Genomic DNA, 19,479 nt, shown 5'->3' on the forward strand with positions numbered 1-19,479 from the left:
CCCTGCGCTCCTCGGCGCAAGCGGCACGGCGCCCAAACTCGCTTCGCTCAAACAAGGGCGCCTCTTCGGCCGCTTGCGCCTGCGGTGCTCGGCTCGCTTTAAGGCGAAGACAATCAAAAGCCAAAGCCAAGACGGCGTTGGCTACGCGATGTGGCCTCTGGCGATCTTGGACTTGGTTTCGGTCTGCAAGATCATTGCGATCGACAGTGCATGAAGGCGCTTACGGTTCAGCGTGGCGATCGCAACGCGCCAGCCCGTGCGCGATGCGCGCCACCGCTTCTTGCAACCGGGGCAGGCTCTGCGTGTAGGCGATGCGCACGTGCTGGCGCGCGCGGTACCGGCCGAAGTCCACGCCGGGGGTGAACGCCACGTGCTCGGTCTCCAGGAAATGCGCGCAGAACGCCTGCGCGTCGTCGGTGAAGGCGCTCACGTCGGCATACAGATAAAACGCACCCTGCGGTTCCACTTCGATGCGAAAACCGAGCGCGCGCAGCGCCGGCAGCAGGTAGTCGCGGCGCTGGCCGAATTCGGCGCGGCGCGCTTCCAGGATCTGCAGGGTTTCCGGCAGGAAACAGGCTAGCGCCGCATGCTGGGCGATGCTGGAGGCGCTGATGTACAGGTTCTGCGCCAGCTTCTCCAGCGACGGCACCGCCGCGCGTGGTGCCACCAGCCAGCCCAGGCGCCAGCCGGTCATGCCGAAGTACTTGGAGAAGCTGTTGAGCACGTAGGCGCTGTCGTCGACCTCGAGCACGCTGGGCGCGTCGATGCCGTAGCTGAGGCCGTGGTAGATCTCGTCGACCACCAGGTGGCCGCCATGCGCTTGCAGCGCCTGCGCCAGCGCGGCAAGTTCGGTGCGGTCCAGCAGGGTGCCGGTCGGGTTCGCCGGCGAGGCGACCAGCGCGCCGACGCTGTCGGCATTCCAGTGCGCGTCCAGCAAGGCCGGGGTCAACTGGTAGCGGCTGTCCGGGCCGACCGGCACCAGTTGCGCGGCGCCTTCGACCAGGCGCAGGAAATGCCGGTTGCACGGATAGCCGGGGTCGGCCAGCAGCCAGCGCTTGCCCGGATCCACCAGCAGCGCGCTGGCCAGCAGCAGCGCGCCGGAGCCGCCTGGGGTGATCATGATCCGCGCGGGGTCCAGGTCCACGTCGTGGCGCTGCCGGTAGGAACCGGCCAGCGCTTCGCGCAGCGCCGGCAGCCCGCGCGCGGCGGTATAGCGGGTGTGGCCGGCAGCGAGCGCGGCCTGGCCGGCGGCGACGATCGGCGCGGCGGTGGTGAAGTCAGGTTCGCCGATCTCCAGGTGGATCACGTCGTGGCCGGCGTGTTCCAGTTCGTTGGCGCGGGCCAGCAGCGCCATCACATGGAACGGTTCGATGTCGCGGCTGCGCTGGCTGTAGGCGGGTGGCCCGTGCGGCGCGGTACGGGATTCGTTCGGAAGCGGGCTCATGCCCCGATCATAGAGCAGTACGCCTCAAAAACCGTCGCGCGCGCTTGCCAGAATGCGGTGTTGTGCGGACACTCGGCCGGCATTGTGCGCCGCCGCGCCGCGTGTCTGCCGTCTCCCGGTCCGGGCGGCGTGTCCCTGTTGCGTTACCGCCCTCGGAGCCCCATTAGAGATGCACCACCGTCCCTTGCTAGCGAGCTTGTTCCTGCTCATGACCGCGCCCTTCGCTTCCGCCCTCGCCACCGACGCCACGCCGCCGCATCCGGCCAAGCAGCCGCACACGGTCACCGCGCCGTTCGGCGCCACCCGCCAGGACGACTACTACTGGCTGCGCGACGACAAGCGCGAAAACCCGCAGATGCTGGCCTATCTCAATGCCGAGAACGCCTACGCCGACCAAGTGCTGAAGCCGCTCAAGCCGCTGGAGGACACGCTGTACAAGGAAATCGTCGGCCGCATCAAGCAGGACGACAGCAGCGTGCCGTACCGCGAGCGCGGCTACTGGTACTACACCCGCTACGAGAGCGGCAAGGACTACCCGGTGCACGCGCGGCGCAAGGGCAGCATGGACGCGGCGGAGGAAATCCTGCTCGACGTCAACGCGATGGCCGCCGACAAGGGCTATTTCAATCTGGGCGATGCGGTGGTCAGCCAGGACAACCGCATCCTGGCCTGGACCGAGGACGACGTTGGCCGCAACCAGTACGTGGTGCGCTTCAAGAACCTGGACACTGGCGAGGTCTACGCCGACCGTGTGCCCGGCGTGTCGCCGGACCTGGTCTGGGCCGACGATAACAAGACCCTGTTCTACGTCGAGAACGATCCGGAAACGCTGCTCACCGTGCGCGTCAAGAAGCATGTACTTGGCACGCCGGCGGCGCAGGACGCGCTGGTCTACGAGGAGAAGGACGACAGTTTCTACATGGGCCTGGGTCGCACCCGCGACGACAAGTACATCGTCATCGACTTGAAAAGCACCGTGGCTTCCGAGCAGCGCTATGCGCCGGCCGCCGATCCGCAGCGCTTTGCGGTGCTGGCGCCGCGCCAGCGCGACGTCGAATACCACGCCGACCATTTCGACGGGCGCTGGGTGATCCGCACCAACTGGAAGGCCAAGAACTACGCGCTGATGACCGCGCCCGACGGCGCCACCAAGCGTGCGCAATGGCAGGCCTGGCTGCCCTACGACGAGAAGGTGTTCATCGACAGCTTCGAACTGTTCGACGGCTTCACCGCGATCGCCGAGCGTTCCGACGGCCTGGAGCGGATCCGCCTGCACTTCGCAGATGGCAAGGAGGACTACGTCAAGGCCGACGAGCCGGCGTACTCGATGGGCCTGTCGGTCAATTCCGAGCCCCACACGCCGTGGCTGCGCTACAGCTACACCTCGCTGACTACGCCGGCCACCACCTACGAACTCAACACCCGCACCGGCGAGCGCAAGCTGCTCAAGCAGCAGACGGTGACCGGCTATGACGCGAGCAAGTACCAGACCGAGCGCGTGTGGGTGGCAGCGCGCGATGGGGTCAAGGTGCCGGTGTCGCTGGTGTACAGGAAGGGCTTCAAGAAGGACGGCACGGCCGCGCTGTACCAGTACGCCTACGGCAGCTACGGCATGTCCACCGATCCGGCCTTCAACCTGCCGGTGGTCAGCCTGCTCGACCGCGGCGTGGTCTACGCCATCGCGCACATCCGCGGCGGCCAGGAGATGGGCCGCGACTGGTACGACCACGGCAAGCTGCTCCACAAGAAGAACACCTTTACCGACTTCATCGACGTCACCCGCAGCCTGGTCAAGTTGGGCTATGCGGCGCCGGACCGCGTCGCCGCGGCCGGCGGCAGCGCCGGCGGCCTGCTGATGGGGGCGGTGGCGAACATGGCGCCGCAGGATTACCGGGTGATGGTCGCGCAGGTGCCGTTCGTCGACGTGGTCACCACCATGCTCGACCCGAGCATCCCGCTGACCACCAACGAATACGACGAGTGGGGCAACCCCGAGCAGAAGCAGTACTACGACTACATGCTCGGCTATTCGCCGTACGACAACGTCACGCGCCAGGCGTATCCGGCACTGTTCGTCGGTACCGGCCTGTGGGATTCGCAGGTGCAGTACTGGGAGCCGGCCAAGTGGGTGGCTAAGTTACGCGAGGACAACACCGGTACCCGCCCGATCGTGTTCCGGGTCAACATGGAAGCCGGCCACGGCGGCAAGTCCGGGCGCTTCCGCCGCTACCGCGAGCAGGCCGAATCGTACGCGTTCATGCTCGACCAGTTGGGCCTGGAGCAGGCGGCGAAGTAAGACGCAGTGGCCTGGCGTTCGTCGCGGCTGAAGCCGCTGCACAGTGCAGGCGGCCGGCGCGCCACCCGCGTCCTGTAGGAGCGGCTTCAGCCGCGACGGATTCCGAAGCCGGTGGCCGACGATTTCCGCGTCGCGACCGAAGTCGTTCCCACAAGGACGGGGTAGGCCGAGTGCCGCTCGGCGCACTGTGGGAGGGACTTCAGTCCCGACGGCATCGAGGTTCGGCAAGCGCACCGCTTCGCGCGTCGCAACTGACGTCGCTCGCACACCGCACAAGAGGCGGCTGCCGAGCATGCATCTCCCGCGTGGCCATCCGGTCGCGGCTTTATCATGCGCCGATGGAACCCCCTTCCCGTTTCCGCTGGGCCTGGTGGCTGCTGGCCTATGCCAGCCTGGCCACGGGCATCGTCGGCATCTTCGTGCCCGGATTGCCGACCACGGTATTCGTGCTGATTTCGGCCTATGCCGCCTCGCGCGGCTCCGAGCGCCTGCGCCGCCGGCTGCTGGAGGATCCGCGCTTCGGCGCCAGCATCCGCGACTGGGAAGCGCACGGCGCGGTCAGCCGCCGTGGCAAGTGGATGGCCACGCTGACCATGGCCGTCTGCGCGCTGGTGCTGCTGCTGTTCGTGCACAAACTCTGGGTGCAGGTGCTGGCGATCGGCTGCATGAGCGGCGTGGCGCTGTGGCTGTGGCTGCGCCCGGAGCCGCCGCCACGCGATTGAAGCGGGATCGCGCGTCTGCCTCGGCCCAGGCGTGGCTACGCCCGGACACAGCGTGGCAGACGGCACAGCCGGTTCATGCCCTTCTGGCTATACTCGGCGCATGAGTACATCGTTCCCTCATCCGATCCGTACCGTCCTGTTCGGCGCCGCTCTGCTGGTGCTGTCCGGGTGCGGCAACAAGGGCCCGCTGGTGATGCCGCAGAAGCCGGTGCCGGTGGAAGCCGCACCGGCCGCCGCGCCCGCCGCGACGCCGCCCGCCACCACCGATCCGGCCGGCCAGGCGCAGCCGGTCGATGGCCAGCAGAAGCCGGCCGCCACCACCAGCCCCACGTCCACCGATGGGAATGAGTGAGGCCAGTGGCGCGGCGCGCCTGCGCTTTTCCAAGATGCAGGGCGCGGGCAACGATTTCGTGGTGCTCGATCTGCGCGACGGCACCCCGCCGCCGGACGCCGCGCTGGCGATACGCCTGGCCGACCGCCATTTCGGCGTCGGCTGCGACCAGCTGCTGACCATCGAGGCGCCGCGTACCCCGGAGGCGGTGGCCAGCTACCGCATCTGGAACACCGACGGCAGCCTGGCCGGGCAGTGCGGCAACGGCGCGCGCTGCGTCGCCGCCTGGCTGGTGCGCGACGGTGCCGCCGGCAGCGATGCGTTCGTCATCGACAGTCCGTTCGCCTCGCACCGCATCGAACGCGGCGCCGACGGCCAGTTCGCGGTGGCGATGGGCGTGCCGCGCTTCGCCCCGGAGGACGTGCCGCTGATCGGCTTCCCGCGCATGCGCGAGGAATACGTGCTGCCGCTGCAAGGCGGCAGCGTGCGCTTCGGCGCGGTGTCGATGGGCAATCCGCATGCGGTGCTGGAAGTGGGCCTGGTCGATGCGGCGCCGGTCGAGCGGCTGGGGCCGCTGTTGCAGCAGCATGCGTCGTTCCCCGATTCGGTCAACGTCGGCTTCGCCCAGGTGATCGACCGCGGCCATGTGCGCCTGCGCGTGTACGAGCGCGGCGTCGGCGAGACCCTGGCCTGCGGCAGCGGCGCCTGCGCGGCCGCGGCGGTGCTGATCCAGCGCGGCCGCGTGGAGCGCGACGTGCGCGTGGTGCTGCCCGGCGGCGAACTGCGCGTGCGCTGGCCGCACGACGCGGCGCCGGTGGTGATGTCCGGGCCGGCCGCCTTCGTTTTCGATGGGGAGTGGATCCGATGAGCGAGACCCAGGACAAGATCGGCGCGCACGAAATCGCCGCATGGCTGCGCCGCCACCCGGCATTCCTGAAACAGTTCCCCGACCTGGCGCTGACCCTGGTGGTGCCGCGCGACGACGGCCCGACCGCGTCGCTGGCGAGCTACCAGCTGGAAGTGCTGCGCGACAAGAACCGCGAGCTGTCGCGGCGCCTGTCCGAGCTGGCCGGCAACGCCCAGGTCAACGAGCGCCTGGCGGTGCGCACCCACCAGCTGACCCTGGCGCTGATGCGCCAGACCAGCGCCGCCGACAGTGTGCGCGCCATGGCCGCCTCGCTGCAGGAGGATTTCCAGGGCGATCTGGTCAGCATCGTGCTGCTGCGCCCGCTGCCCGGGCTGGAACAGGCGCCGTGGCTGCAGATCCTGGCGCAGGACGATCCGCGGCTGGCGCCATTCCGCGACTGCCTGCAGGACGGCGAGCCGATCTGCGGCCGCCTGCAGCCGGAGAAGCAGGCGTTGCTGTACGCCGAGCGCATCGAGCAAGTGCAGTCCACCGCGCTGCTGCCGCTGCCGGGCGTGGGCCTGCTCGCGGTCGGCAGCCGCGATCCGAACCGCTTCTACCCCGGCATGGGCACCTTGTTCCTGCGCATGATGGGCGAGTCGCTGACGGTGGCGCTGCAGCGATGAAGCGCGGGACCGGGGACCGGGGACCGGGGACCGGGAAAGAGCAGCAAAGCCGCAATGATGAGGCCGTTTGCGCCGTAGCCGATGCCCAAGGCTCGCTTGCACCAGGTCCCCGGTCCCCGGTCCTCGGTCACGTGTTCGCCTTCCTCGACTATCTGCAAGTCGAACGCCGCATGTCCGCGCACACCCTGGACGCGTACCGCCGCGATCTGGCTGCGCTGGCGGCGTGGGCGGCGGACAATGCCGGTGGCGAGATAGTGGCGCTCGGCGCCGAGCAGTTGCGCCATTTCATCGCCGCCGAGCACCGCCGCGGACTGTCGCCGAAGAGCCTGCAGCGGCGCCTGTCGGCGTGCCGCAGTTTCTATGCGTGGTTGCTCAAGCACGGCCGGATCGCGGCCAGTCCGGCCGCCGCGCTGCGTGCGCCGAAGGCGCCGCGCAAGCTGCCACAGGTGCTGGATGCGGACGAGGCGGTGCGCCTGGTCGAAGTGCCGACCGACGTACCGCTGGGCCTGCGCGATCGCGCGCTGCTGGAACTGTTCTATTCCTCCGGGCTGCGCCTGAGCGAGCTGTGCGCGCTGCGCTGGCGCGACCTGGATTTTGCCAGCGGCCTGGTCCGCGTGCTCGGCAAGGGCAACAAGCAGCGGCTGGTGCCGGTCGGCTCGCACGCGCGTAAGGCGCTGCTGGTATGGCAGGCGGAAACCAAGGCCGCCGCCGAGGCGCCGGTGTTCCCGGGCCGCGGCGGCGCGCCGATCGGCGCGCGCGCGGTGCAGATCCGGATCAAGCAGCTGGCCGGGCGCCAGGGCCTGTTCAAGCATGTGCATCCGCACATGCTAAGGCACAGTTTCGCCAGCCACATCCTCGAATCCTCCGGCGACCTGCGCGGCGTGCAGGAGCTGCTTGGGCATGCCGACATCGCCACCACGCAGATCTACACTCACCTGGATTTCCAGCATCTGGCCAAGGTCTACGACGCGGCCCATCCGCGCGCCAAGCGCAAGCCCGCAGCCTGACTCTGCGTCGCGGCGCTTGAAGCGCGCGCGGCCGGCCCCACCTCTGGCAGAACACCCCGGAGGCCGCATGGACCCCAGTCAGAATCCCACCGTTTTCCACGCCACCACGATCCTGTCGGTGCGCCGCAACGGCCATGTCGCCGTGGCCGGCGATGGTCAGGTGACATTGGGCCATACCGTGATGAAGGGCAATGCGCGCAAGGTGCGCCGGCTCGGCCGCGACGGCCAGGTGCTGGCCGGTTTCGCCGGCGCCGCCGCCGATGCGTTCACCCTGTTCGAGCTGTTCGAGGCCAAGCTCGAGAAGCACGGCCAGCTGACCCGCGCGGCGGTGGAACTGGCCAAGGATTGGCGCACCGAACGCCGCCTGGGCAAGCTCGAGGCGTTGCTGGCGGTGGCCGACAAGGAAACCTCGCTGATCATCAGCGGCACCGGCGACGTGATCGAGCCGGAGGACGGCATCATCGCCATCGGCTCGGGCGGTTCCTACGCGCTGTCGGCGGCGCGCGCGCTGCTCGGCCACACCGAACTGGATGCCAAGACCATCGCGGTCGAAGCGCTGAACATCGCCGGCGACATCTGCATCTATACCAATCGCAACGTGGTGGTCGAGGAGCTGTGAATCGGCAATGGGGATTGGGGAATCGCAACCACGGTTCCCGTCTCCCTTGCCGATGACGCCTGCGCTTGCCATTGCCGATGCTCCCTTCCCGATTCCCTCTTCGATTTCCCGACCATGACCGATCCCCATAGCACCATGACCCCGCGCGAGATCGTGCAGGAACTGGACCGCCACATCGTCGGCCAGCACGATGCCAAGCGCGCGGTGGCGATCGCGCTGCGCAACCGCTGGCGGCGCATGCAGTTGCCCGATGCGCTGCGCAACGAAGTGATGCCCAAGAACATCCTGATGATCGGCCCCACCGGCGTCGGCAAGACCGAGATCGCGCGGCGCCTGGCGACGCTGGCCAACGCGCCGTTCGTCAAGGTCGAGGCTACCCGCTTCACCGAGGTCGGCTACGTCGGCAAGGACGTGGAGCAGATCGTGCGCGACCTGGCCGACACCGCGGTCAAGCTGTATCGCGAACAGGCCAAGACCCGCGTGCGCACCCAGGCCGAGGAACGCGCCGAAGACCGCATCCTCGACGCGCTGCTGCCGCGGCGCAGCGCCGGCATCGGCTTCGATCCGGAAGCCGCGCGCAACGAGCCCTCGGCGCAGGACAACGATACCCGCAGCAAGTTCCGCCGCATGCTGCGCGCCGGCGAACTGGACGAGCGCGAGATCGAGCTGGACGTGGCGGTCAACGTCAGCATGGACATCATGACCCCGCCGGGCATGGAGGAAATGGGCCAGCAGCTGCGGCAGATGTTCTCCAACCTGGGTGGCGGCAAGTCGCAGTCGCGCAAGCTGACGATCAAGGCGGCGCGGCCGCTGCTGATCGAGGAAGAGGCGGGCAAGCTGGTCAACGAGGACGACGTGCGCGCCGCGGCGATCGAGGCCTGCGAGCAGCACGGCATCGTGTTCATCGACGAGATCGACAAGGTCGCCAAGCGCGGCGAGGCAGGATCCACGGGCGGCGACGTGTCGCGCGAAGGCGTGCAGCGCGACCTGCTGCCGCTGGTCGAAGGCTCCAACGTCAGCACCAAGTACGGCACGGTCAAGACCGACCACATCCTGTTCATCGCCTCCGGTGCGTTCCACCTGGCCAAGCCCAGCGACCTGATTCCGGAATTGCAGGGTCGCTTCCCGATCCGGGTCGAACTGTCGGCACTGTCCAAGGACGATTTCATCCGCATCCTCACCGAGCCGAAGGCGGCATTGAGCAAGCAATACGAAGCGCTGTTGCTGACCGAAGGGGTGACCCTGAGCTTCACCGAGGATGCGATCGACCGCCTCGCCGAGATCGCGTTCCTGGTCAACGAACGCCAGGAGAACATCGGCGCGCGGCGCCTGCACACGGTGCTCGAGCGCCTGCTCGACACGCTCAGCTTCGAAGCGCCGGATCGCGAAGGACAGAGCGTCGTCGTCGATGCCGCCTACGTCAACACGCATCTGGGCGAGCTGGTACAGGATCCGGATTTGAGCCGTTATATCCTGTAAGTGCGTTGCTTGCTGTGACTGCTTGCATACCGGCACGCGGCGGGCGCGCCGGTACCTTGTGGGAGCGACTTCAGTCGCGACGGCTTTACCGGTAGAGCCCGTCGCGACTGAAGTCGCCCCCCACAAAAATTCCATCTACGGCCGGATATGGAAGACGCACGCTTGCGCGACGCTCAGTACAACGGCGTCCCCGCCTGGTACGCGGCCACGAATCCCCGCCAGTCCAGCTGCACCTGCGCCGCGTAGTCGAACGCGAACTGGCGCAGTTCCGACGTCAGCCCGCTCTTGCTGCTGGCCGCGGCATCGATCTGCTTGTCGATGCTGTAACCGACCAAGGCCGGGTCGTAGTCCTGGTCGGACAGCGCGTGCGCCGAGGCCACCGCCTGGCCCAGGTAGGTGGCGGCGGTGGCCAGCTTGCCGGCGCTGCTCAGCGTGGTCGGGTCCAGGTCTTCCTGGAACGGCGATTTCTCGTGCACGTAGAACGGCACGCCGGCGACGCTGGCGTAGCCGATCAGCACGTCGGCATCCAGGGTCTGCGCCTTGGCGGTGCGCGCCACGCGCTCGCCTTCGTGTTTGTCGTAGCTGGAGGCAGGCATCTGCGACGGCGCGGCGACGGCGACCACGCTGGCCGCTTGCTGCTTCCATTCCAGGATCACATCGTCGCCGGTCGCGCTGCTCGCGCCTTCGACCAACACATACAGGCGCTGCCGGCCGAGGCTACCGGTACCCGAGCCGAGTTTCTGGTGCACGTCCTTGATCGTGTAGTAACTGGGCGCATAGCGCTTGGAGGCGGCGATCGAGGCCACGTAGCCGTTCATCGCCGCGGCGACCGCCGAGGCGGTGGCGCTGTCCACCGCGACCAGGTTGTCCAGGGACTGGAACGTCCGCTTGCCGCCGCTGACCGCGGTGTATTTGCCCAGCAGGCTGCTGCGGCTCTTGCCGTCGGCGCTGTCGATGGCCTTGGCCACCACGCCGCTGGTGTTGCTCTTGACCAGCTGGAAACGCTTCTCGGCGTCGCTGCCCTTGAAGTCGCCGATCTTGTCCAGGTACGCGCCGACCATCGTGTCGATCGCGCTGCCGATGTCGCTGTCGGACAGGCCGTTGTCGCGCCCGGCCAGGACCATGCTCGCCGCCAGCCTGCGCAGGTCCCACACGTACTGGCCGAGGTGGCCTTCGTCGAAGTCGGCGACCTGGAACACCGCCTTGCCGCTGCTGCCGCGCGCGGCGTCGAAGTTGCCGATGTGGGTGTCGCCGCCGAGCCAGGTGTAGCCGGTCTGCGGGCTGGTCCACAGCGAGGCCGGCAAGGTCTTCATGTCCTGGTAGAACAGATGGTCGGTGCCGCGGTAGAACGCGTAGGCGCTGCTGGCCATGATCGCCATCTTGGTGTCCAGCTCGGCCTGCTGCGCCGCGTAGGGATGGTTGTAGTCGTGGATCTGCTGCACCACCCAGGCGTCGCGCTGACGCGCGGCGGTGGCGCCGCCGGCGGCGGCCAGGAGTAGGCCGATCAGCAGCAGGCGCGGCAGGCGGGTCGGCACTGCAGGTCTCCAGGCGCGGACAGGGCGACCAGTCGAGCATGCCGCCATTACATGGGGATGAATCCTGGACCGACCCGACCCAGGCGCCGCTACAGATAGCGCAGCCAGTTCAGGTCGCGGCGGCGTGCCTTCAGTCGCGCGAATGCGGCCACCGGCCAGTACAATGCCACGCCCAACACCGCGGCGATCGCCCACAGCGCGACGACGCTGTCCACGCCGAACAACCCGTCGTGATTCGCGCCCCAGTACGCCAGCGCCCCCAGGTTCAGCAGCTTCAGCACGTACAGATGCAGCTGGTAAAAGAACATCGGCGCCGCGCCGATCGCCGCCAGCGGCGCCAGCGCAGGCGCCAGCCGCGGCTGTTCGTACAGGCGCAGTAACAGCAGGCCCACGCCAAGGGTCAGCAGCAGGAATAGCAGCGACGGTGGGTACTTGGTCAGGTTGAAGAAACTCATCGCGGTATGCGCCACGTCGGCCTGGTCGCGCCAGGGCGCGTCGCCATAGCCGTTGTGCCAGCGCAGCAGAGGGAACAGCGCCAGCGCACCGAGGCCGCAGGCCAGCAAGCGCTGCTGGCGTTACGCCGGCGCGGTGCCGGCGCCATACCAGGGGCCGGCCGCATAGCCCAACGCGATCACTCCGGTCCACGGCAGCAACGGATACGAGGTGCGCACGCGCAGCTCGCCCAGGTGCAGCCAGCTGCGATCGTGCAGCATGGCCCAGGCGGTGGCCAACGGGCCGTCGCCGTGCACGTACACGCCATCGAGCAGGTTGTGCCCGGCCACCAGCGCCACGCCGAGCAGCGCCAGCAGCGGCCGTGGCAGCCACAGCAGCGCCGCCAGCGCCAGCATGCTCAGCCCGATCGCCCAGATCATCTGCAAGGACAGCAGCTGCGACGGGAAGGCAAAGGTCCAGGCGAAGTTGACCAGGGTCATTTCCAGCACGATCAGGAACAGCCCGCGCTTGAGCAGGAACGCCGCCGCCGCTGTGCGGCCATGCGGCTGCCGCGCCGCGCCGCGTACAGCCACGCCGACAGGCCGGTCAGGAACACGAAGATCGGCGCGCACAGGTACGCCAGGGCGCGCGCCACGAACAGCGCCGGGGCGGTGGTTTCCACGTCCAGCGGATCGCCGATCGGATGATGCGAGTAGAACGTCTCGCGCACGTGGTCGAGCAGCATCAGCGCCATCACCGTGCCGCGCAGCAGATCGATTCGAGGCCAGGCGCGATGACACGGGAGGAGAAGTTGCGGAGGCGGCGAGAGAAGCGGAAGACATCTGCTGCATTCGTTGCAATAATGAAATAATATAACGATTTTTTAAGGTGCCTTTTTCATGCCGTTACCCTCACCGCATCCCTTGTTCCTGTCCTGCATGGCCTTGCTGGCCGGCTTGTACGCGGGTCCGGCGGCCGCCGATACGGTCTTGCGCGGCACCGATCCCGCTACCGATCCGGAGCGGGTCGAGCTGGATGCGGTGCAGGTGGTCGGTCGCCGCGATTCGGGGACCTATCAGGCCGACGCCATCGAGGGCAGCAAGACCGGCCTGAACCTGCGCCAGTTGCCGCAATCGGTGCGGGTGCTGCCGCGGCAGGCGATCGACGATCTCGGTGCGACCCGGCTCGACGCCACCCTCGACTACGTCGGCGGCATCTCGCGGCAGAACGGCTTCGGCGGGCTGTGGGACAACTTCGCGGTGCGCGGCCTGCCCGGCAACGAGAACACCGGCAGCGCGACCCTGCGCAACGGCCTAGCCGCCAACCGCGGCTACAACGCCCCGCGCGATACCGCCAACATCGAGGCGATCGAATTCCTGAAGGGGCCGGCGGCGGCGCTGTACGGCAGCAGCGAACCGGGCGGCACGCTCAACATCGTCACCAAGCGTCCACAGTGGCGGCCGGCCGCGGCGCTGGAAGTGTCCGCCGGCAGCCACGATGCCTACCGCGTCGCCGCCGACAGCACCGGCCCGCTGCTCGGCGAGTCGCTCGCCTACCGGCTCAACGTCGCGCTCGAGGACAAGCACAGCTTCCGCGACTTCGTGCACACCCGGCGCCGTTTCGTGGCGCCGGCGCTGACCTGGCGCCTGGGCGAGGCGACCACGTTGCGCTACGACGGCGAATGGCTGCGCCAGCAGGTGCCGCTGGACCGCGGCATCGTCGCGGTGCGCGGCGACCTCGGCGCGATCCCGCGTTCGCGCTTCCTCGGCGAGCCGGGCGACGGCGACGTGCAGGTCGACAACCGCAATCACCAGCTGCTGCTGCAGCACGACATCGCCGCCGACTGGAGCGCGCTGCTCGCCGCCTCGCGCCGCGACGGCAGCCTGAGCGGCTATTCCACCGAGCCCAGCGTGCTGCGCGACGACGGCCGCAGCCTGTGGCGACAGCGGCGCTGGCGCGACTTCGCCTCGCACGACACCGCGCTGCAGGCCGAACTGCGCGGCCAGGTGGACACCGGCGCCTGGCGCCACGGGTTGCTGCTTGGCGCCGAGGCTTACGACTTCGTGCTGACCCAGCGCATGCGGCGGATCCGCCCCAGCGCCGCCGCGCCATACGCGCTGGACGTGTTCGCACCGGTCTATGGGCAGCCGCTGCCGACGCCGCTGCCGTTCGTCGATACCCGCGAGCGCCAGCGCAACGCGGCGCTATACCTGCAGGATGCGATCGCGTTGACGCCGCAGTGGACGCTGCTGCTGGGCCTGCGCCACGACCGCTACCGGCAGGCGCTGGACGACCGCCGCAGCGGCGGCCATTACCTGCAGGCGCCGACCAAGACCACCCCGCGCATCGGCCTGAGCTACGCACCGGGCGAGCAGTGGTCGTGGTACTTCAACGCCGGGCGCACGTTCCGCCCCAACACCGGTTCCGATGTGTGGAACGGCACCGGCACTGCGCACGCGCCGGCGCCGGAAAGCGGCCGCGCGCTGGAACTGGGCAGCAAGTGGCAGGCGCGCGATGGCCGCCTCGGCGCCACCGTGGCGCTGTACGAGATCGTCAAGGACAACGTGCTCACTGGCGATCCGAACAATCCCGGCAACCAGATCGCCGCCGGCCGCGTGCGCAGCCGCGGCGCCGAGGCCGACGTTTCCGGCCAGCTGAGCGAGTCTTGGCGGCTCAACGCCAGTGCCTCGTGGAACCGGGTGCAGGTGCTGCGCGACAACACGCTGCAGCTCGGCGGCAGCCTGATCAACGTGCCCAAGTTCAACGCCAGCTTGCTCGCGGTGCGCGAGACGGCGCTGCCCGGCGGCGGCCTGCTCGGTTTCGGCGGCGGCATGACCTACAGCGGCCAGCGGCTAGCCGAAGTCTATACCCAGGCGCAGGCCGACGCCGGCATCGCGCCGGCGCAGCTGCCCGGCTACAGCGTGGCCAAGTTGCTGGCGTACTGGCGCATCGACGAACGGCTGCGCGTGTCGCTGGACGTGGACAACGTGTTCGACCGCCGCTACTACACCAGCTCGGTCGCGGCGACGCCGTGGGTGTCGGTGGGCGCGGCGCGCACCTTCACCGCCGGCGTGCAGTACCGGTTCTGAGCGCGGCGCGCGCTCAGTCCTCGCCGATGTCCTCGTTCCACACATCCGGATTGGCGGCGATGTAGCCGCCGAGCAGGTCGATGCATTCCTGGCTGCGCAGGTCGATCACGCTGACCCCATTCTCGCGCAGCCAGTCGATGCCGCCCTGGAAGGTCACCGATTCGCCGACCACCACGGTGCCGATGTTGAACTGCCGCACCAGGCCGCTGCAGTACCAGCACGGCGCCAGCGTGGTGACCATGATGGTGTCCTGGTAGCGGCGCTGGCGGCCGGCCTTGCGGAACGCATCGGTTTCGCCGTGCACCGACGGGTCGCCTTCCTGCACGCGGCGGTTGTGGCCGCAGCCGAGCAGGCGGCCATCGTTGTGGTACAGCGCCGCGCCGATCGGGATGCCGCCCTCGGCCAGGCCCTGGCGGGCCTCGGCGATGGCGGTGTCGAGCAGGGCGCGGTAATCGGGCGTGGTCAGCATCGTCGGGCCAATGGGGGGGCATGGCCCCGGAGTCTGGCCCAGGCGGCGGGCGGCTGTCACCCCGGCGCGGCGGCGCTGCGCTCGCTTCACCGCCACGAACCGGCCGGCAGTGCGATAATCCCCCGCATGAGCGAATCCCCCTACACCTCCGGTACCACCCATTTCGGCTTCCGCGACGTCGCCGCCAAGGACAAGCAGAAGCTGGTCGGTGAGGTGTTCACCTCGGTCGCCGGCAACTACGACCTGATGAACGACCTGATGAGCCTGGGCATCCACCGGGCCTGGAAGCGCTATTTCGTGGCCACCGCGCAGGTCAAGCCGGGCGACCGCGTGCTCGACCTTGCCGGCGGCACCGGCGACATCGCCGCGTTGCTGAAGGAGCGGGTTGGCGACGACGGCGCGGTGGTGCTGGGCGACATCAACGCCGGCATGCTGTCGGTGGGCCGCGACCGGCTGACCAACCGTGGCCTGGTCGCGGGCCTGGACTACGTGCAGTGCAACGCCGAGGCGCTGCCGTTCCCGGACCAGAGCTTCGACCTGGTCACCATCGCCTTCGGCCTGCGCAACGTCACCGACAAGGATGCGGCGCTGCGTGAGATGTACCGGGTGCTGAAGGTCGGCGGGCAGGCGCGGGTACTGGAGTTTTCCGCGGTCACTGCCGACTGGTTCAAGCCGATCTACGACTTCCATTCGTTCAAGATCCTGCCGCGGCTGGGCAAGCTGTTCGCCAAGGACGCCGACAGCTACCAGTACCTGGCCGAGAGCATCCGCAAGCACCCGCCGCAGGACGCGCTGAAGGGCATGATGGCCGAGGCCGGCTTCGCCCGCAGCCACTACAAGAACCTGACCGGCGGCATCGTCGCGATCCACTCGGGCTACAAGGTCTAGATGCCGCGTCGGCGCTTCGGTGCCGGTGGTAGTCCCTGGCGATCCGCTGTCTGCGCGAGGCGCGGTTGCGCGCTGCGGCGACTGCCACCGCCACGGGCCAGAGATGTGATGGCAATCATGTGCGGTGTGCGCAATCCCGTTGCCTGAAGTCCGCAGTTTCGGCGGTGCTTGCGCAGCTGCAGCGCGATCGGCATGACCGGGTTCAGAACTGCAGAAATTCGTCACATCGCTTTGGCCTGCTTGTTACATCGCGCGGCGCAGGCTGGTTGCTCTTCCCGGTCACGGTGATAGTGACGCATGACATTGCCCCCCCTCACCTGCACCTGCATTGGCGATGCCTTCGAATGGCTGGTGCTGATGGATATCCTGTGTTTCGAAGAGTTCGAGTGCATGCCCGCGCTGTCGCAGTTGGTGCCGCATGTGTTCGAGGCTCACCATTCTTGCCAGCGCGAATTCCGGTTGCCCGGGGGCTCGCGGTTTTTTCTCATTCATGGCTGCGATGCGGGAAATCGCCAGTGGTTTCGCGCCACCGACATCGTCTTCATCCGTTCGTCGATCCCGTTGGTGCCGGGCGCGATGTCGCGCGAGGCGGCGAACCGCTTCGACGCTGTGGCGCGGCAGGGGGGACGCATCTGCCTTCTGTATACCTGGGATGACTCCACGCTTGGCCCCACCTTTGCGCAAACAGTCGCCGCTTCTGCGCATCTGCAGTGGGAGACTCCTGGCATGGACGTTGCGCAGTCATTGAGCAGCGGCCTGATTCTGTCCGAAAATTGGAAGGAAGGGATTGGCCGGCATGCCGCCAGGACGATCGCCAATTTCATGCAGACGCGTGCGCGGCCTACGTCCCCGTCCGTCACGCTAAAACGCCAGCAAGAGGCAGAGGCGTAATGGACGTTTGCGTGCATTTGATCTGGGGCCCGACATGCAGCGGCAAGACCGCCGCTGCCGTGGCATTGGCCGAACGCAGCGGACTGCCGGTCGTTGCCCTGGACCGGATCCAGTGCTACCCCGAGTTGGCCACCGGCAGTGGGCGGCCGCTGCCGGTGGAGCTGCGCGCTACGCGCCGGATCTATCTCGCCTCGCGCCGGCTGGCCGACGGCATGATGACCGCATCGGAGGCCAACGCCTTGCTCAAGCATGCCGTCGCCCGGAATGGAGGCAGCGGCGCGGTCATCCTCGAGGGAGGATCGATTTCCCTGCTCAGGGAGATGATGGCCGACCCGCATTGGGCAAACGTATTCCACTGGAGTTCGCGCAGGTTCCGCCTGGGGGATCCTGCAGCGTTCCTGGACAGGGCCAGGCGTCGTGTCGAGCAGATGCTACGCGCGGACCAGGGACGTTCCTCGCTGTTGCAGGAACTGGTCGCGGCGTGGGCGGATCCTGCGCTTCGCCCGGTTCTGCAGGACGTGGACGGATATCGGTATGCGATCCGGTTCGCGCAGCAGTGGGGCGTGCCTGTGCCCCGGCTGCCGGACATGGATGCGCAGCTCAGGCAGCGGCTGGTGCAGGGAATCGCCGAGGAATATCTTGACCACGCGCAATGGCAGGAACGCGATATGGGCAAGCTTCCGGCGACCTGGCAACCGATCGTGCAGGAATTGCCGGCATAGCATCCGTCGCTGCCGGGCGCCGCATGCGGCGCCCGGCACGGCTGCGATAGAATCCACGCTTTCTAAATGCGGTGGCGTTCATGCGATCTGCGTTCCTGCTGTCCCTGGCCGTGGCCTTCGCTGCGGCCGCCTGTTCCAATACGCCTGCTCCGCCAGCCGCGTCCTCCATCCCTGCAAAGCCAGACGCCGCCGTGAAACCCACCGATCGTAGCCACGACGAAAGCTCCTACGCCGAACCGGGCAAGGTCGTGATCAAGGACCTGGCGCTGGACCTGAAGCTGGACTTCGACCGCAAGCAGATCGGTGGCACCGCCACCTATACCCTTGACTGGAAGAACAAAAGCGCCAAGCAGCTGCTGCTGGACACGCGCGAACTGACCATCGAAAACGTGCAGGGCGACGACGGCAAGGGCAACCTGGCGCCGCTGCAATACGCACTGGCGCCAGCCGACAAGATCTACGGCAGCAAGCTGACCATCGAAGCGCCGAACCAGCCGCAGAAGGTCACCATCGCCTACCACACCGCCGCGACCGCCTCGGGCCTGCAGTGGCTGCAGCCGTCGATGACCGAGGGCAAGCAACTGCCCTTCATGTTCAGCCAGTCGCAGGCGATCCATGCGCGCAGCTGGGTGCCGCTGCAGGACACGCCGAGTGTGCGCTTCACCTACAGCGCGCACGTCGTGTCGCGTCCGGACGTGATGGTGCTGATGAGCGCCGACAACGACCCCACGGCGGCGCGCGACGGCGACTACACGTTCAAGATGCCGCAGCCGATCCCGTCCTACCTGCTGGCCATCGCCGCCGGCGACCTGGTGTTCAAGCCGATCTCCGCGCGTTCGGGCATCTGGGCCGAACCGTCCATGGCCGACAAGGCGGCCAAGGAGTTCGAGGACACCGAGAAGATGATCGCCGCCGCCGAGACGCTGTACGGTCCGTACCGCTGGGGCCGCTACGACATGCTGGTGCTGCCGCCGTCGTTCCCGTTCGGCGGCATGGAGAACCCGCGTCTGACCTTCGCCACCCCGACCGTGATCGTCGGCGACAAGTCGCTGGTGTCGCTGATCGCGCACGAGCTGGCGCATAGCTGGTCCGGCAACCTGGTGACCAACGCCAGCTGGAAGGACATCTGGCTCAACGAAGGCTTCACCACCTACGTGCAGGCGCGCATCACCGAAGCGCTGTACGGCGCCGAAGCGGCGGAGATGGAACGCGAGATCGACCAGACCGACCTGCTCGCCGAGTTCAAGGACATGCGTCCGGCCGACCAGGTGCTGGCGCTGCCGGCGCTGACCGAGCGCGATCCGGACATTGCGCTGAGCCAGGTCGCCTACGTCAAGGGCGCCTGGTTCCTGCAGTTCCTGGAACAGCGCTTCGGCCGCGCCACCTTCGACGCGTTCCTGCGCGGCTGGTTCGACGACCACGCGTTCCAGAGCGCCAATACCGACCAGTTCGTCGCGTATCTGAAGAAGAACCTGCTGGCCAGCAAGCCCGATGCGGTCACCGAAGCCGAACTGCACGCATGGCTGGACGAGCCGGGCATCCCGGCGTTCGCGCAGAAGGCGCGTTCGCGCAACTTCGCGATGGTCGATACCGCGCGCATCGCCTGGGCCGGCAGCGGCACCCTGCCGGGCAAGCAGGTCACCGACGCGTGGAGCACGCAGGAATGGACGCGCTTCCTCAGCGGCCTGGGCGCCACGCTGAAGCCCGAACAGCTCAAGCAGCTCGACGCCGCCTATCATTTCACCGGCACCGCGAACGGCGAGATCGCCATGCGCTGGTATCCGCTGGCGATCCGCAGCGGCTACGCCGAAGCGCGCCCGGCCGCCGGCGAGTTCATCGCCCGCGTCGGCCGCCGTAAGCTGATCCTGCCGATCTACGCCGAGCTGGTGAAGACCGCGGACGGCCTGGCCTTCGCCAAGCAGGTCTTCGCCCAGGCCAAGCCCGGCTACCACCCGATCACCACGGTGTCGGTGGAAGACATGCTGGCCAAGGCCGACGAGGGCGCCGCCGCGCACTGAGGCGGCG

General features: G+C 68.1%; 16 protein-coding genes and 1 pseudogene. 13 read left to right on the forward strand and 4 right to left on the reverse strand.

The features are described from left to right. Window positions 1–220: 220 nt before the first annotated feature. Window positions 221–1,444, reverse strand: a complete 1,224-nt coding sequence (locus E4A48_RS20000; RefSeq protein ID WP_142743042.1) for a pyridoxal phosphate-dependent aminotransferase — start codon at window positions 1,442–1,444, stop codon at window positions 221–223. 169 nt (window positions 1,445–1,613) lie between these two features. Here E4A48_RS20000 and E4A48_RS20005 point away from each other — a divergent pair, with 169 nt between their 5' ends. From E4A48_RS20005 to hslU, 8 genes are all read left to right on the forward strand, one after another. Further along, on the forward strand, window positions 1,614–3,740 hold the full coding sequence (locus tag E4A48_RS20005; RefSeq protein ID WP_039006086.1) for a S9 family peptidase: 2,127 nt from the start codon (window positions 1,614–1,616) through the stop codon (window positions 3,738–3,740). A gap of 338 nt (window positions 3,741–4,078) precedes the next feature. After that, a complete protein-coding gene (locus E4A48_RS20010) occupies window positions 4,079–4,462 on the forward strand; it encodes a YbaN family protein (protein ID WP_039006085.1) in 384 nt (127 codons plus the stop codon). Window positions 4,463–4,562: 100 nt separating this feature from the next. Continuing rightward, window positions 4,563–4,814 carry an LPS translocon maturation chaperone LptM gene (lptM, locus tag E4A48_RS20015; protein ID WP_039006083.1) on the forward strand — a complete coding sequence of 84 codons (252 nt, stop codon included), beginning with the start codon at window positions 4,563–4,565 and terminating at the stop codon, window positions 4,812–4,814. Beyond that, window positions 4,807–5,661, forward strand: a complete 855-nt coding sequence (gene dapF / locus E4A48_RS20020; protein ID WP_039006082.1) for a diaminopimelate epimerase — start codon at window positions 4,807–4,809, stop codon at window positions 5,659–5,661. The genes lptM and dapF overlap by 8 nt, the downstream gene beginning before the upstream one ends. Next, entirely contained in the window at window positions 5,658–6,323 is a 666-nt protein-coding gene (locus E4A48_RS20025; protein ID WP_039006081.1) for a DUF484 family protein, read from the forward strand. The genes dapF and E4A48_RS20025 overlap by 4 nt, the downstream gene beginning before the upstream one ends. Then, on the forward strand, window positions 6,320–7,330 hold the full coding sequence (gene xerC / locus E4A48_RS20030) for a tyrosine recombinase XerC (RefSeq protein WP_142743043.1): 1,011 nt from the start codon (window positions 6,320–6,322) through the stop codon (window positions 7,328–7,330). The genes E4A48_RS20025 and xerC overlap by 4 nt, the downstream gene beginning before the upstream one ends. 67 nt (window positions 7,331–7,397) lie before the next feature. Beyond that, entirely contained in the window at window positions 7,398–7,949 is a 552-nt protein-coding gene (hslV, locus tag E4A48_RS20035; protein WP_046979894.1) for an ATP-dependent protease subunit HslV, read from the forward strand. A 114-nt stretch (window positions 7,950–8,063) separates the two neighbouring features. Further along, on the forward strand, window positions 8,064–9,428 hold the full coding sequence (gene hslU / locus E4A48_RS20040) for an ATP-dependent protease ATPase subunit HslU (protein ID WP_039006079.1): 1,365 nt from the start codon (window positions 8,064–8,066) through the stop codon (window positions 9,426–9,428). 173 nt (window positions 9,429–9,601) lie between these two features. Here hslU and E4A48_RS20045 read toward each other — a convergent pair whose 3' ends face one another. Together E4A48_RS20045 and E4A48_RS20050 are read right to left on the reverse strand one after the other, a co-directional pair. Then, window positions 9,602–10,963, reverse strand: a complete 1,362-nt coding sequence (locus E4A48_RS20045; protein WP_142743044.1) for a DUF2252 domain-containing protein — start codon at window positions 10,961–10,963, stop codon at window positions 9,602–9,604. 89 nt (window positions 10,964–11,052) lie between these two features. Continuing rightward, window positions 11,053–12,237, reverse strand: a pseudogene (locus E4A48_RS20050) (DUF1624 domain-containing protein). 57 nt (window positions 12,238–12,294) lie between these two features. Between E4A48_RS20050 and E4A48_RS20055 the strand changes: the two are divergent. After that, on the forward strand, window positions 12,295–14,484 hold the full coding sequence (locus E4A48_RS20055; protein WP_039006076.1) for a TonB-dependent siderophore receptor: 2,190 nt from the start codon (window positions 12,295–12,297) through the stop codon (window positions 14,482–14,484). 13 nt (window positions 14,485–14,497) lie between these two features. Here E4A48_RS20055 and E4A48_RS20060 read toward each other — a convergent pair whose 3' ends face one another. Then, window positions 14,498–14,953, reverse strand: coding sequence for a nucleoside deaminase (locus tag E4A48_RS20060; RefSeq protein WP_039006074.1), 456 nt, complete (start codon window positions 14,951–14,953; stop codon window positions 14,498–14,500). Window positions 14,954–15,079: 126 nt separating this feature from the next. On the opposite strand from E4A48_RS20060, the gene ubiE reads away from it, so the two are divergent. The 4 genes from ubiE (at window position 15,080) to E4A48_RS20080 (ending at window position 19,472) form a co-directional block, all read left to right on the forward strand. Then, window positions 15,080–15,841, forward strand: coding sequence for a bifunctional demethylmenaquinone methyltransferase/2-methoxy-6-polyprenyl-1,4-benzoquinol methylase UbiE (gene ubiE / locus E4A48_RS20065; protein WP_003477863.1), 762 nt, complete (start codon window positions 15,080–15,082; stop codon window positions 15,839–15,841). A gap of 297 nt (window positions 15,842–16,138) precedes the next feature. Then, complete coding sequence (locus E4A48_RS20070) at window positions 16,139–16,732, forward strand: hypothetical protein (RefSeq protein ID WP_058196207.1); 594 nt, start codon at window positions 16,139–16,141, stop codon at window positions 16,730–16,732. An 11-nt stretch (window positions 16,733–16,743) separates the two neighbouring features. Beyond that, the gene (locus tag E4A48_RS20075; RefSeq protein WP_230812537.1) at window positions 16,744–17,454 is read left to right on the forward strand and encodes an isopentenyl transferase family protein; all 711 of its coding nucleotides are present in this window, start codon (window positions 16,744–16,746) and stop codon (window positions 17,452–17,454) included. An 80-nt stretch (window positions 17,455–17,534) separates the two neighbouring features. Next, on the forward strand, window positions 17,535–19,472 hold the full coding sequence (locus E4A48_RS20080; RefSeq protein WP_142743045.1) for a M1 family metallopeptidase: 1,938 nt from the start codon (window positions 17,535–17,537) through the stop codon (window positions 19,470–19,472). The last annotated feature ends 7 nt before the right edge of the window (window positions 19,473–19,479 follow it).

The organism is Xanthomonas translucens pv. cerealis (assembly GCF_006838285.1).
Classification (GTDB): Bacteria; Pseudomonadota; Gammaproteobacteria; order Xanthomonadales; family Xanthomonadaceae; genus Xanthomonas_A; species Xanthomonas_A cerealis.